12 protein-coding genes are annotated in these 14,264 nt (G+C 72.8%); 7 read left to right on the forward strand and 5 right to left on the reverse strand.

Features of this window, described 5'->3' with window-relative positions; translation table 11 throughout:
* Positions 1-48: 48 nt before the first annotated feature.
* Positions 49-795: a dimethylargininase gene (gene ddaH / locus ACWDX9_RS07495; RefSeq protein WP_449950152.1), complete on the reverse strand. Its 747-nt coding sequence runs from the start codon at positions 793-795 to the stop codon at positions 49-51.
* Positions 796-1,013: 218 nt separating this feature from the next.
* Here ddaH and ACWDX9_RS07500 point away from each other — a divergent pair, with 218 nt between their 5' ends.
* Positions 1,014-1,259, forward strand: coding sequence for a DUF2630 family protein (locus tag ACWDX9_RS07500; RefSeq protein WP_357733942.1), 246 nt, complete (start codon positions 1,014-1,016; stop codon positions 1,257-1,259).
* Between the two features lie 38 nt (positions 1,260-1,297).
* Here the strand turns inward: ACWDX9_RS07500 and ACWDX9_RS07505 are convergent, their stop codons facing one another.
* Entirely contained in the window at positions 1,298-2,062 is a 765-nt protein-coding gene (locus ACWDX9_RS07505) for an RNA-guided endonuclease InsQ/TnpB family protein (RefSeq protein ID WP_449950155.1), read from the reverse strand.
* A gap of 137 nt (positions 2,063-2,199) precedes the next feature.
* Positions 2,200-2,550: a helix-turn-helix domain-containing protein gene (locus tag ACWDX9_RS07510; RefSeq protein ID WP_449950158.1), complete on the reverse strand. Its 351-nt coding sequence runs from the start codon at positions 2,548-2,550 to the stop codon at positions 2,200-2,202.
* Between ACWDX9_RS07510 and ACWDX9_RS07515 the strand changes: the two genes are divergently transcribed.
* The 5 genes from ACWDX9_RS07515 (at position 2,534) to ACWDX9_RS07535 (ending at position 9,157) form a co-directional block, all read left to right on the forward strand.
* On the forward strand, positions 2,534-3,508 hold the full coding sequence (locus ACWDX9_RS07515) for a GNAT family N-acetyltransferase (protein ID WP_449950161.1): 975 nt from the start codon (positions 2,534-2,536) through the stop codon (positions 3,506-3,508). The two genes, ACWDX9_RS07510 and ACWDX9_RS07515, sit on opposite strands and share 17 nt — an antisense overlap.
* 33 nt (positions 3,509-3,541) lie before the next feature.
* The gene (locus ACWDX9_RS07520; protein WP_449950163.1) at positions 3,542-5,716 is read left to right on the forward strand and encodes a glycoside hydrolase family 6 protein; all 2,175 of its coding nucleotides are present in this window, start codon (positions 3,542-3,544) and stop codon (positions 5,714-5,716) included.
* Between the two features lie 127 nt (positions 5,717-5,843).
* The gene (locus tag ACWDX9_RS07525) at positions 5,844-7,157 is read left to right on the forward strand and encodes an MFS transporter (RefSeq protein WP_363967429.1); all 1,314 of its coding nucleotides are present in this window, start codon (positions 5,844-5,846) and stop codon (positions 7,155-7,157) included.
* Positions 7,158-7,166: 9 nt separating this feature from the next.
* Complete coding sequence (locus tag ACWDX9_RS07530; protein WP_449950166.1) at positions 7,167-7,832, forward strand: response regulator transcription factor; 666 nt, start codon at positions 7,167-7,169, stop codon at positions 7,830-7,832.
* Positions 7,829-9,157, forward strand: a complete 1,329-nt coding sequence (locus ACWDX9_RS07535; RefSeq protein WP_449950169.1) for an ATP-binding protein — start codon at positions 7,829-7,831, stop codon at positions 9,155-9,157. The genes ACWDX9_RS07530 and ACWDX9_RS07535 overlap by 4 nt, the downstream gene beginning before the upstream one ends.
* On the opposite strand, the gene ACWDX9_RS07540 is transcribed toward ACWDX9_RS07535, so the two are convergent.
* Positions 9,148-10,053, reverse strand: a complete 906-nt coding sequence (locus ACWDX9_RS07540) for a TAXI family TRAP transporter solute-binding subunit (RefSeq protein ID WP_449950171.1) — start codon at positions 10,051-10,053, stop codon at positions 9,148-9,150. The genes ACWDX9_RS07535 and ACWDX9_RS07540 overlap by 10 nt on opposite strands.
* Between ACWDX9_RS07540 and ACWDX9_RS07545 the strand changes: the two genes are divergently transcribed.
* Entirely contained in the window at positions 10,052-10,804 is a 753-nt protein-coding gene (locus ACWDX9_RS07545; RefSeq protein WP_435054226.1) for a Mut7-C RNAse domain-containing protein, read from the forward strand. The two genes, ACWDX9_RS07540 and ACWDX9_RS07545, sit on opposite strands and share 2 nt — an antisense overlap.
* On the opposite strand, the gene ACWDX9_RS07550 is transcribed toward ACWDX9_RS07545, so the two are convergent.
* Complete coding sequence (locus tag ACWDX9_RS07550; RefSeq protein ID WP_449950174.1) at positions 10,801-14,241, reverse strand: serine/threonine-protein kinase; 3,441 nt, start codon at positions 14,239-14,241, stop codon at positions 10,801-10,803. The genes ACWDX9_RS07545 and ACWDX9_RS07550 overlap by 4 nt on opposite strands.
* Positions 14,242-14,264: the final 23 nt, after the last annotated feature.

Here is a 14,264-nt window from a genome sequence, read left to right on the forward strand (position 1 = left end):
CGATGCGCTGCCCCGGATCTCAGATCCTGAGAAGGCGGCGCGTCGCCGTCAGTCCGGGACCAGGACGCTGAGGCAGGTCACGCATCCTTCCAGCCGCTCGAACTCCGAAATATCTACCTTCGTCACGATAAATCCGCGTTTTTCGAGCATTGCGGCGGTTTGGGGCGCCGAGGCGGCCATCAGCACGCGCTCCCCGCCCAGCAGCACCACGTGCGCGCCCGACTCCTCCGGCGGCGCGAGCAGCCCCGGCAGGTCCACGTGGCGCGGATCTCCGATGAGCGTCCCGTCGGGCAGCGCGGTCACCGCCGACTTCAGGTGCAGCACGCCGGTCAGGTCCACGGGCACGACGTCGCGCTCCGGCAGCAGGCCCGCGAGCTGCGCGATCCCCTCGCCGTTGGTGCGCGCCGACCTCCCGACGTACACGGTGGGCCCGACCTGCAGCACGTCGCCCCCGTCGAGCGTGCCGGGCGGCACGATCCTGACCGCCTTGAGCCCCAGCTCCCGCACGGCTGCGGCCACGGACCCCACCTCGGGCCGCCGCTCCGGCGCCCCCGGCCTGGTCAGTACGGCGAGCCGCCCCGACACCACCACCGCGTCCTCCACGAACGGCGCGTCGGGCAGCTCATCGGCATCGGGCACGTACGTGACCCGCCACCCTGCGGCGGCCAGCGCGCCCACGTAGGCGTCGTGCTGGTGGCGCGCCCGCTCCGGGTCCACCGGCTCGCGCTGGATGTGGGTGACGATGCCCTCGGCGATCCGGGGGCCGGGTTTCCTGACGAGCGCAAGGCCGGGCATGGCCGTTTTCTATCACGCATCACCCCAAATTCCCCCCAAAACCCCACCCTCCTCGTCACCGGCCCCTCGCCATCGGACCTCCCCGCCGCCGCACCCCACCAAGGGACCCCACCACCGGAGGCGCGGCTTTCCCCTCCCCTTGGGACCTCAGCCGAAGTGCCGTGGGAAACCGGCCCCGGGGCGGGAGGCCGGCCCGGACCGGTGACTAGAGTTCAGGCATGCGGGACGACGAAATTCTCACCAAGATCAGTGCCCTGGTCGACGAGGAGCACGAGCTGCGCAACCGGCTGTCCACGGGCGAGGTGACCACGGACGAGGAGCACGAGCGCATCAAGCAGCTGGAGACGGCGCTCGACCAGTGCTGGGACCTGCTCCGGCAGCGCCGGGCCAGGCGGAGCGCGGGCGAGGACCCCGACAACGCCGCCGCCCGCCCCGCCAACGAGGTCGAGAACTACAGCCAGTGACTTGCTCCCCGGCCTGAATCCGGGGATTCCCGTGCCGCTCAGGCGGCAGTTCGCGGCGCGTCACCCGCGCCGCGAACTGTGGTACAGGGTGCTTGACGCTTCACCGACCCGGGAGGGTCTCCACGCCCTGACACGACCAGCCCGGCCGCGTGCCCGGTCTCCAACCCGTACCAGCCCTTATCCAAGATCGACTTATTCAGCCCGGCCTTGGCTGCGCGTCTGTTGGAAAGATACGCGCCCGGCATGCCGGGGTCGGGTTTCGGTGCGACCGACGCGGTCATCGCCCGGATGTTCAGCCTCTCCAGGGTCACGATCGCATAGTCGCGGGTGAGCCGATACGCGACCTGGGCGTTGAAGTCCGCGCGCCGCCACCGCGCCCGCCGCATGAGATCACCCATCGCCCGTACCACCCCCCGGCGCCGGTTCGAGCCCTTCTTCGACCGGGCGAGCCGACGTTGCAGCCTGATGTACCGCCTGGCCTCACCCGCCGTCAGGAACCCCGTATCACCCGCGCCCTCACCGACCCCAACCGGCGGCGGCGCCATCGACGACACGCCGCTTTCACCGGCGTGACGGCGGTCGAAAAACTCCCCCTCACTGGTGACCGCAGCCGTCACCACACCCCGATCCACCCCCACATGCCGACCGGGGCGAGCGTGTTCGCTCACCTCGGCAAGGCCATCATCGATGAGGAAGCTGATGAACCAGTGCTTGCCGTCGCGGGTCACAGTCGCCGACTTCACCCTCCCGCCCAACGGGCGAGCCATACGGAACTTCACCCAGCCGAACTTCGGCAGGAACACCCGCCCCCACGTGCGGTTGATCCGCTCGAATGGGATCTGTCCGGCGGTCGGGAACCGAAACGACGGCCTCCACCTCGCCCGGGCCTTCCATCGCACCTTCCAGGTGCCATGCCTGCGGCACGCCTCGTCCAGGTCCTTCAGCGTCTGCTGGATGACCTGCGCGGGAGCCTCGGCCAGCCAGGCACAGTCCGGGGCCTCTTGGCCTCGGCGAGCTGGCGGCATTGCTCGGCATAGCCGATGAACGCGCCCCGGCGCCGATAGGCGCGGCGCTGCTCCAAGCCGGTGTTCCAGACGCTGCGGCAGATCCCGCCCAGCCGCTCGGCGAACCGTCCTTGATCAGGGAGCGGAATACCGACGTGGCAGACACGCGGTCTCCGCGTCCACCTTCTCGTCCACTGAAGGCCGAGACTTACCTCGGACCTTCGATAAATTCGCTCGCCCCGGCCGTCGTCCGTGCGATTTGCTGGGCACATGTGGATCCAGCCCATCGATCTCGACCGGCCGGGCGACCTGGTCACGGGCCCGCATGAGGCGTACACGGCGGCCTGCTCCGACGACCCTGGCCCGCTGATGTCGCTCGCCGACTTCCGCCACGGCATCGCCAGGCACTCGCCGGGCGACCGGGCCGAGCTGTGGGCCGTCGTCGAGGGCGGCGAGGTCGTCGGCGGCTACGCCCTGTCGCTCTCCCAGCTCGACAACACGCACATGGGCTGGCTCTTCCCCCTCGTCGTGCGCCCCGAGCGGCGGGGCCGTGGGCTCGGCTCGGCGCTGTTCGAGCATGCGCGGGAGAGGTTGCGCCATCACGGCAGAAGCCTGGTCCTCACGGAGACGCCGGCCACCGGCGTGGGCGCCCGCTTCGCGCTCGCCCACGGCATGACGGTCGCGGTCGCCGAGGCCCGCCGCGTACTGGATCTCCGCAAGACCGACTGGGACGCCCTGGAACGCATGCTCCCCACCGTCGAGGGCTACCGTCTCGAACGCTGGACCGGCCCGGCGGACCCCGGCCTGATCCCCGACCTCTCGACCCTGATGAACGGCATGAACGACGCCCCGCGCGACGCCGGCATCGAGGACTTCGACTTCAGCTCCGAGCGCATCCGCGACCGCGAGGAGGGCATCAAGGAGCGCGGTTTCACCTGCTATTCGATGATCGCCCGCCGCGACTCCGACGGAGCCCCCGCCGGATACACGCGTGTCTACCTCACCGCCGACCGCTCGGACGGCTGGGGACACCAGGCGGACACGACCGTGCTGGCCGGGCACCGGGGCCACCGCCTCGGGCTGCTGCTCAAGCTCGCCAACCTGTTCTGGCTCCGTGAGCACGAGCCCCACCTGGAGCGGATCATCACCTGGAACGCCACCTCCAACGCCCACATGCTGGCCATCAACGAGGCCATGGGCTTCGAGCTCTTCGACGAATGGAACGAATGGCGGCTGGAGCTGTAAGCCGTTCGGAGGCGGGGGCTATCGTGATCCTTTATGACCTTGGAGGCGTTGAGGGACGGGGATCCGCGCCGGGTGGGGCCGTACACGCTCCTGGTTCGGCTGGGCGAGGGCGGCATGGGCGTCGTCTACCTGGGCCAGGCGCCGGACGGCACGCGGGTGGCGGTCAAGCTCATCCACGCCAGGATGGACGCGCAAGCGGACTTCAGGCGGCGCTTCGCCCGTGAGGTGGCCGCCGCCAAGCGGGTCGCCCGCTTCTGCACCGCTCCCGTCCTGGACGCCGACGTCGAGGGGGACGTGGCGTACCTGGTCACCGAGTACGTCGAGGGGCCCAGCCTGGGGGACGCCGTCCGCGAGTCGGGGCCGCTGAAGGGCTCGGCGCTGGACGGCCTGGCCGCCGCGATGGCCATGGCCCTGCGCGCCATCCACGGGGCGGGGGTCGTGCACCGCGATCTCAAGCCGTCGAACGTGCTGCTCTCCCAAGTGGGGCCCAAGGTCATCGACTTCGGCATCGCACAGCTCATGGACGCGGAGATGAGCAGCGCGATCGTGGGGACACCGTCGTACATGTCGCCCGAGCAGGTGTCGGGCGCCACTATCGGCCCGGCCTCGGACATCTTCTCGTGGGGCTGCACGGTCGCCTACGCGGCGAGCGGCCAACCGCCGTTCGGCTCGGGCTCGGTCCCCACGATCCTCCTGCGCATCGTCAACGAAGCCCCGGAGCTGCACGGCCTCTCGGGCCCGCTGCGCGACCTGGTGCTCGCCTCGCTGACGAAGAACCCGCGCGAGCGCCCCACGGCCCAGGACCTGATGGACCATCTCAGCGTGGCGGACCCCGGCGGCGCTCCACTCCCCAGCGCGGAGACGGACGCAAGCGCTACTCCGGCATCCACTGGTAGCACTGGCACGAGCGCGACCGGTCACCCGGCGCACGCCGACGTGTCGACGGCGCCGCCTGACGGCCCGCGACCGCCCGGCGCGGCGACGGCGCCGCCCGACAGCCCCTTGATTCCCAGTCCCGGGATGGCGGGGAACCGGAGGAGGGTGCTCGCCGCGGCGGCGGCCGTCGCCGTGGCCGTGGCAGGCGCGTCCGTGGCGGTCGCCTGGCGCACCCTGGGCAACTCGTCGAGCGCCCGCACCCCCACCCAGACGACCACCACCGCCCGAGCCGCCCACTCCGACAAGCAGGCCAAGCCCCAGAACCCCCTCACAGCCCCAGGCAAGATCACGTTCTACTCCCCGCCGGAGCCGGCCGCCACCCGCCAGGCCGAGCAGTGGAAGAAGGACCGCCCTGAGGACGCCGAGCTCATGAGCAGGCTGGCCGCCGTCCCCCATGCCATCCGCCTCAACCAGCCCGAGGCCAGGCCGGAGGTCGACGCCACCGTCACCGCGGCCCGGCAGGCGGGCGGCGTCCCGGTGTTCCTGATCAACTCCCTGCCCGGCGGCGAGTGCCGCCCGGCCGCCGCCGCCGAACTGGCGACGTACCAGGAGTGGATCAAGGGCATTGCGGGGACGATTGGCCAGGCCGAGGCGGCGGTGATCCTCGAGCCGGGCGCCACGGTCAAGATCCCCGGCGTCAAGGACTGCGACCCGCAGGGCTCGGTGGACCAGCGGTACGACGCCCTCCGCCAGGCCGTCCAGACCCTCAAGGCCAACCCGAACACGGCCGTCTACCTCGACGGCAGCCAGGACTACTACCCGGGCACCGCGATCATGGCCGAGAGGCTGATCAGGGCGGGCATCGACCGGGCGGACGGCTTCTTCCTCAACACGGCGGCCTACCAGCCCACGGAGAAGAGCGTCGCGTACGGCAAGGCGCTGTCGGCCTGCGTCAGCGTCCAGCGGGCCACGGGCGCCAAGGACTGCCCGTCGGGCGGGACGGTGGACCCGGCGACGATGCCCCATTTCGTGGTCGACACCGCCAGGAACGGCCAGGGATCGTGGGCCCCGCCGCCGAAGAAGTACCCCGACCCGCAGACGTGGTGCAACCCGCCGGGCCGGGGCGTCGGCGACCGGCCCACGACCGACACGGGTGAGGAGCTGGTGGACGCCTACCTGTGGATCGCGCGGGCGGGCTCGTCCAGCGGCCGGTGCAGGCGCGGGGAGGGCGGGGAGAAGGACCCCGAGCGCGGCGTCGTGTCCCCGGAGGCCGGCGAGTGGTGGCCGGATCTGGCGCTGGAGAGGGCCGAGAAGGCCAACCCGCCATTGTGACGGGGCGGGGCAAGCCCGAGGTTGCGCCCATGTTAAGCGGACGTTAGATCTCGGCCACCTGCCCTTGTCCGAACATCCTTCTGCGGAGAGGCTCTGACCTGCACCTACTCCCCCCAGGAGGTTACCCGTGAGCAAGGCACGCGTGCCGTGGAAGGCAGTGATCGGCGGCTCCGTCGGCAATCTGGTCGAGTGGTACGACTGGTTCGTCTACACCAGCTTCGCCGTCTATTTCGCCGCGTCCTTCTTCCCTGAGGGCGACAACACGGCGAAGCTGCTCAACACCGCGGCCATCTTCGCCGTCGGCTTCTTCATGCGCCCGCTCGGCGGCTGGCTGCTCGGCCGTTACGCCGACAGGAAGGGCCGCAAGGCGGCGCTCACGCTCACCGTCACCCTCATGTCGGCCAGCGCCCTGCTGATCGCCATCGCCCCGACGTACGAGACGGTCGGCTACTTCGGCGCCGTGGTGCTGGTGGTGGCCCGCCTGCTGCAGGGGCTGTCGGTCGGCGGCGAGTACGCGGCCAGCGCCACGTACCTCACCGAGGCCACCCCGCGCGGCCGGCGTGGCTTCGCCTCGAGCTTCCAGTACGTCTCCATGACCGCCGGCCAGCTCGTCGGCCTCGGCCTGCAGATCATCCTGCAGAACACGATGTCCACGGAGGCCCTCAACTCCTACGGCTGGCGCATCCCGTTCGTGATCGGCGCGCTGGGCGCCGCGGTCGTGTTCTACCTGCGCCGCAACCTCCTGGAGACGGAGGCGTACGACGAGGAGGAGCGCGAGGTCGAGCACCAGGGCCGCGGCACGATCAAGCAGCTGCTCGCCCACAAGAAGGAGGCGCTGCTGGTCATCGCCCTGACCATGGGCGGCACGGTCGCGTACTACACCTACACCACGTACCTCACCAAATACCTCGCCATCACCGCCGGCCTGCCCAAGGAGACGGCCACGCTGGTGAGCTTCTGCGCGCTGTTCATCTTCATGTGCCTGCAGCCGCTGGCCGGTGGGCTGTCGGACCGGATCGGGCGGCGGCCGCTGCTGATCACGTTCGGGATCGGGTCGATGCTGGGCACGGTGCCGCTGATGACGGCGCTCGGTGGGGTCACGGGGTTCGCCGGCGGGCTCACGCTCTCGCTGATCGGCCTGATCATCGTCACCGGCTACACCTCGATCAACGCGGTGGTGAAGGCCGAGCTGTTCCCGACGAACGTGCGCGCGCTCGGCGTCGCCCTCCCCTACGCCATCGCGAACGCCCTGTTCGGCGGCACCGCCGAGTACGTGGCGCTGTGGTTCAAGAACAACAAGATCGAGTCCGGCTACTTCTGGTACGTCTCCGCCTGCGCCGCCGTGTCCCTCGTGGTCTACCTCACCATGCGCGAGACCAGGGACGCCGCCCTCTCCCGCGCCGAACAGGCTTCGGAGGATGTGGTCGCGGCCCGCGTCTAACCTGGGCACATGCGAGTTCTCCTGGTCGAGGACGACGATCGGCTCGCGTCCGCGCTCACCACGGCCCTCGTCCGGCACGGCCATCAGGTCACCCGTGCCGGGCTGGCCGTCGACGCCCTCCGCCTGGCGGGGGGCGTCGATTTCGTCCTGCTCGACCTGGGCCTGCCCGACATGGACGGGCTCGACGTGCTACGCCGCCTGCGCCGGGTGTCGGCGGTGCCGCTCATCGTGGTCACGGCCCGCACGGAGGAACGCGAGGTGCTGCGCGGGCTGCGGTCCGGGGCCGACGACTACCTGGTCAAGCCGTTCCGCACGGTGGAGCTGATGGCCCGCATGGAGGCGGTGGTGCGGCGCGGCACCAGGCCGATGCCGGCCCGCGACGACGTGGTGAGCGTCGGCGACGTCCGCATCGACCTGGAGTCCAGGCAGGTCACGGTGGCCGGCGAGCCGGTGACGCTGACGCGGCGGGAGTTCGACGTGCTGGCATTGCTGGCGCGCGAGCCGGGCGTGGTGCGCGGCCGGGAGGAGATCCTCGACGAGGTCTGGGGCGACCCGCTGCTGTCGGCGTCCCGCTCGCTCGACGTGCACGTGGCCAACCTGCGGTCCAAGACCGGCCGTCCGGGGCTGGTGGAGACGCTGCGCGGCACCGGCTACCGGCTGGGCTCGACGGCGTGAACTCCCGCCTGGTGGTCACGTTCACCACGCTGATCGTCTTCCTGATCGCGGCGCTGGCCGTGCCGCTGGGCCTCGCCTACGCCTCCCACCGCACGAACCGCCTGCTCCTCGACCGCCGCGCCGACGCCACCCGCTTCGCGGAGCTGGCCGACCAGGCGGCCAGGGAGGACGACCGCTCGGGGCTGATCGCCGAGATCGACCGCTACGCCGAGCTCTACGGGGCGGCGGTACGCGTACGCGACCGCGACGGCTCCGTCCTGGCCACCGCGGGCCGCTTCGAGGCCGACGACCGGGAGGCCACCCGCCTGGCGCTGTCCGGCCGCACGACCGAGGACCTGCCCACGATCAGCCCGTTCGGACCGGCCACGGTGCTGCTGGCCGAGCCCGCGGGCCGGGACGCGCAGCTGTCCGGCGTGGTGCTGCTGGAGGCCCCCACCGACCGGGCCAGGCAGGACGTGTCGCTGGTGTGGGGCGCGCTGCTGGTCGGCGCGCTGGTGGCGCTGGGCTACTCGGCGCTGGTGGCCAGGCGGCTGGCCCGCTGGATCCTGCGGCCCGTCACCGAGCTCGACCGGACCACGCGGGCCATCGCGCAGGGCAGGCTCGACGCGCGGGCGCACCCCGGCGCCGGGCCCTCCGAGCTGCGGCGGCTGGAGGAGCGCTTCAACGCCATGGCGGACGCGGTCTCCAACGCGATGGAGCGGCAGCGGGCGTTCGTGGCGGACGCCTCCCACGAGCTGCGCACCCCGCTCACGGTGCTGGGGCTGCGGCTGGAGAACCTGGAGCCGCATCTGCGGGGTGAGGGCACGGCCGAGTTCGAGGAGGCGATGGCGGAGCTGGACCGGCTGGCGCTGCTGGTGGAGGACCTGCTGGCGCTGGCGAAGGTGGAGGCGGGCGCGGGCGTCGAGGGCAAGGAGATCCCGCTGGCGCCCCGGCTGGGGACGTGGCGGGAGGTGTACGCGGCCAAGGGCATCCACCTCATAACCGAAATTTCGGAAATGGCGGTGGTTCCCGAGGCGGCGGCCAGGGTCGCGGACATCGCGCTCGACAACGCCCAGAAGTTCGTGCCCGAGGGCGGCACCGTCACGGTCACCCTGGAGGACGGGGTGCTGCGGATCGCGGACGACGGGCCCGGGCTCGGCGAGGAGGAGCGGGCGGAGGCGCTGGGACGGTTCTGGCGGTCCGGGGCCCACGCGAACGTGGTGGGCAGCGGCCTGGGCCTGGCCATCGCCGCCGAGCTGGCCAGGGCGTGCGGGGCCACGCTGGCGCTGCTGCCCGCCGTACCGCACGGTCTGGTCGTGGAGCTGCGCCTGAGTGCTCAGCCGTAGGCCGAGCGGTAATAGCGGGCGGCGCCCGGGTGGAGCGGGACGACGCCGGTGCCGATGGCGTAGCGCACGTCGAGCCGCCCGCCCGGCGCCGACGGGGCCTGGAGGCGGTCGCGGGCGCCGAAGAGGGTCTCGGTGATCGAGTACGCGAGATCGTCCGGGAGCGTGGCCCGGCACATCAGGTAGCTGGGGGTGCCGATGGTCGGCACCGGCCGGCCGACGCCGTACACGCCGGCGGGCACCAGCCCGTGCTCGTAGAGCGGGCCGAACCGGCGGCGCAGGACCGTCACCAGCGGCTCCAGCGGCACGAGCTCGATGTCCTTCAGCGCGGTCAGGACCGGCGTGGGCACCCCGCCCGACCAGAAGAACGCCTCGATCGCGCCGTCGCGCAACGCCTGGACCGACTCGTCCAGGCCCAGCCTGCTGACCTCGGCGGGCTCGGCCAGGTCGGCCACGGCCAGCACGCGGGTGGCGGTCACCGCGGTGCCCGAGCCCTCCAGCCCGATGGAGACCGCCCGCCCCGCCAGGTCCTTGACCGCCACGATGCCGGAGCCCCGCCGCACCACCAGGTGGACGTAGTTCATGTACACCCTGGCCAGCGCGGAGACCGGCTGGTGGCGCACCCTGACGGCGTCGTCGGCGCTGTCGGCCAGCGCGAACGCCACGTCGGCCCGCCCGTCGGTCATCATCGTCAGGTTCTGCACACTGGCCGCGGTCTTCATCACCCGCACCGTGAGCCCGTCCTGCCGCAGCTCCCGTGCGAGCCCGTCACCCAGCTGCTCGTAGATCCCACCCGTCACGCCCGTCGCCAGCCGCAACTCGGCCCGCCTGCCGTCGTCGGCCGAGCACCCGGCCGCCAGCGCGGCGAGCCCCAGGAAGGCACGGCGAGATATCGGCATGAAATTACGTTATCCGGTCCACCAGAATGGACATGTGAGCGAACGGGACGCACGCCTACTCATCGCCTCAGAGCTGACGATGTTCCTGCCGGTGAGCCGGCGCCAGGAATGGCAGCGGGTGACGCCGGACGGCACCTCGACGCTGGGTCACCACGTCGAGTCGCTCGGCATCCCGCTGACCGAGGTGGGGCCGATGGTCGCCGACGGCCGCGGGGTGCCGCCGTCGTACCAGCTCGTGGCCGGTGACGTGGTGGAGGTCCAGCCGGTGCCGCGCCCGCAGCCGCTGCCGGAGGAGCCGCGGTTCCTGCTGGACGTGCACCTGGGCACGCTGGCGCGGCGGCTGCGGCTGCTCGGCATCGACACGGCCTACCACAACGACATGGACGACCCCTCGCTGGTGGTGCAGGCCAACGAGGAGCACCGGGTGCTGCTCACGCAGGACCGCGGCCTGCTGCGCCGCCGCGCGCTGTGGCTGGGCGCGTACGTACGCGGCTCCCGCCCCGCCGACCAGCTCCGCGACCTGCTCGAACGCTTCACCCCGCCGCTGCGCCCGTGGACGCGGTGCACGGCGTGCAACGGCGAGCTGCGGCCGGTCGCCAAGCAGGAGATCGCGCCGCTGCTGGAGGCGGGCACGGAGCGCAACTACGACGCGTACGGGCGGTGCGGCGAGTGCGGCCAGGTCTACTGGCGCGGCGCGCACAGCGACCACCTGGAGGAGATCATCAGGTCGGCCCGCGCCTGGACCGCCTAGCGGCAGAGGGTGAAGGGCTCGACGCCGGGCAGGTGGCGGGTCCACTCCTGGGCGGTGAGGGTACGTCCGGCGCGCCGGCAGACGGCGCCGGCCACCCGCTCCCCGTCGAGCTCGTGGGTGCGCAGCGTGCCGTCCGGCGTGACGCTGTAGACCCTTTTGCCGTCCGGTGAGAACGCCAGCCGGCCGCTCCCGACCGCCTGGAACGACTGGAGGCCGTCGAAGATCATGCCCAGCGGGTGGTTGTGCGGCACGTCCCACAGGTGGACGCGGTCGCCCCCCTCGTACGCGGCCAGCGTGCGCCCGTCGGGCGACCAGGCGAGCTGCGCGACGTCGCTGTCCGGCACGGCGGGGAAGCTCGCCAGCCGGGTGGTGACGTCCCCGTCCCAGACGGTGATCCGGTCGGGTCCGGAGAACGCCACCCGCCTGCCGTCGGGGCTGAAGGCGAAGACGCCCTCGAGCTGCCCGGCGCCGGGGCCGGGCGACCGTCCGGCGGCCGTCCGGGGGTCGATGAGCCGCGGTGTCATGCCCGCCAGCAGCAAGCGCCCGTCCGGCCGGAAGGCCAACTGCCCCGCTCCCGGGACCGTCGCCGTCCTGGAGGTCCCGCGTTCGAGGTCGTGCAGCTCCACCGGCAGGCCGCCGCCGGTGCCCCAGGGTGAGAGCGCGAGCGTGCGGCCGTCCGGGCTGAAGGCGACCGCGTCGACCCCGTTCGCACCCTTGGTCGCGATCCGGAACTCCTGGGCCGCGGCCCCCGGCCGCACCTGGATGACGTGCACGGTGTCGTCCTCGACGAAGGCCAGGCGGCGGCCGTCGCGGCTGAACGCCATGGCCGCGCCCGTGCCCCGCCACCTGATCGGGGCCGCCAGCCGGCGTCCCGTCTCCGCGTCCCACAGGGTGAGGGCGGCGTGCTCCTTGGCCGCCAGGATCCGGGACGACGGGTCGAGCAGGACCTGGCCCTGGTCGTCGCCGCCGCCGATCGACCGGTCGAACAGCATGGAGACGTCCATCGTGAAGACGGCCCCGCCGTCACTCAGCAGCCGCAGCGCCTGCCGGTCGCCGTCGAAGCGCAGGTCGAGGATGGGAGCGGGCGGCTGCCGCCGCAGCACGACGTCCCCGCCGGGCCATCGGCGGATCACCAGTTCCTGGCCCCATCCCCAGGTGGCGACGAACCTGTCACCGAACGCGAACTCGACCGCGTCCCCCGATTCGTCGCTCAGCCGCACCTCGCCCCCGGGGAGGCCGTAGACCGTGATGCCGGACTCGCCGGGCGCCCGGTTCGCGGTGACCGCCAGCGCCCGGCCGTCCGCGCTGAACTCCGCCTCCAGGAGATCGGCCCGGAGCGGCAGCCGCGGGGCGGCCAGGCGCCTGCCGGCGCGCAGGTCCCAGAGCTGGGCGCGGCCGGTGACGCTGCTGGCGACGACGCCGAGGCGGCCGTCCGGGCTCACCGCGTCCAGCCCCGCTCCCCCGGGTGTGGTGAGGGGCCTGCGGGTGCCGATGTCCCACCAGCGCTCGACGGCGGCCGGTCCCACGGGCACGGACAGCAGCCGCCCCGTCGCGTCGAACTCCAGCTCGCCCAGCTCGCCCGCGGGCACCCCGAACCGGTCGCCGAGCGGGTGACCCGTGGCGACGTCCCAGAGCCGTACTCCCCGGTCGTCCTGGAGGGCGAGGGTGCGCCCGCCGGGGTCGATCGCCGCCTTGCGCACGCCGGTGCCCACCCCGGCGATCTCCCGGAGCAGCCGGTGCGCCGGCACGTCCCAGATCCTGGCCAGACCGGCCTGTACGGCGACGAGCGCACGCCCGTCCTGGCCGAGCCCGTACACGGAGCCGGAGCCGCGGTACGGATCGGTGAAGACGTCGGTCACGGGCTGGGAGAGCGAGTCGTAGAGCGCCCCGCGCGTCTCGGGCAGCGATGGATTCAGCCGCCAGGCCGCCACGGTGAGCAGCCGCGCCAGCGGCGGCTCCGACTGCCGCAGGTCGGCGGCCCGCAGGGCGAGCTCCCTGGCCAGGGCGTCGTCGCGCTGGCGTACGGTCTGCCTGCGCAGATATTCGGCCAGCCCGAGCCCGCCGAGCGCGACCGCCAGAAGCACGGCCAAGGCCGCCGCCAGCAGGCCCCGCCTCCTGGACTGCCGCCTGGTCTGCCTGGCCGCCGCGTCGAGGAACTCGCTCTCCCGCCTGGCCAGCGTGAGGTCCCTGCGCTCGGAGGCCGCCCACCGCAGCGCCCTGTCGAGGTTGGAGCCGTGCAGCAGGTCGGCGGGCTTCCTGCCGTGGCCGTCCCACTGGGCGGCCGCGTCGGCGAGGCGGCGGTGCACGGGCAGGCCCTCGCGGTTGGCGGCCACCCAGTCGCGCAGCCGGGGCCAGGCCTGGATGAGCCCCGGCCGGGCCAGCTCGAACGTGGTGCCGCTCCGCGTGAGGAGGCCCGCGGCGGCGAAGACGTCGAGCAGGGCGTCCACGGCCCCGGTGTCCGGGAGCTCGTCGCGGCCGACCGGCCGGAGTTCGTCGCCGTCGATCATCCGCAGCAGGACCTCGGGAACGCTCGCCCGCTCGGCCTCCGTCAGCTCGGCGTAGAGCTCCTCGGCGACGGCCCCGAGATCGGGCTCCGCGACGGCGCTCCTGAGCTCCCCCGCCAGCGCCCCGCCCGCGACCAGCGCGTCCCCGTCCGGCTCGCCCAGCAACTGCAGGAGCACCGTCTTCGCCGGCGGCCGGTCGGCGGGCGCCTGGGAGAGGGCCGCCGAAACGAGTGACCCGAGCGGTTCGGGCAGCCCGCCGGCGTCCGGACCGAAGCTCAGCACCCGCGTGACGACCGCCACCGGATCGCCCGCCTCCACGGCGTCACTCCCCCTGGCCGCGAACAGCACCACCATCCCCCACGCCCACAGGTCCGCCGCCGCCGTCGCCGCGCGCCCCTGGAACACCTCGGGCGGCATGTACTGCGGCGTCCCCATGATGGGCCCGGAGGTGGTCGGCCCGACCTCGCGGGCCACCCCGAAGTCGATCACGCGTGGTCCGTCGGGGCCGAGGATGATGTTGTCCGGCTTCAGGTCCCGGTGAACGATCCCGGCCTGGTGGATGGCCGTCAGCGCGGTCGCCACCCCGACGGCCAGCCGGCGCAGCCGGTCGCCCTCGTACGGCCCCGACTCCGCGACCACCTGCCGCAGGCTGGGCCCGGGGACGAACTCGCTCACGATGTACGGGGCGGGCACGTCCACCTGCGCCTCGATCACCCTGGCCGTGCAGAACGAGGCCACCCGCCGGGCCGCCGCCGCCTCCTTGGCCAGCCTGGCCCTGGCCTCGGCGCTGTCGAACCTGGGCACCTTGACCGCGACCCGCTCGCCGCCCTGCCCGTACGCCTCGTACACCACGCCCTGGCCGCCGGCGCCGAGCCGCCCGGCCAGCCAGTAGCGGCCCAGCCGGTCGGGGTCGGTGGGAGTGAGAGCAGCCATCAGTTGTGCCATTCTGATCGACA

The organism is Nonomuraea sp. NPDC003201, assembly GCF_053590415.1.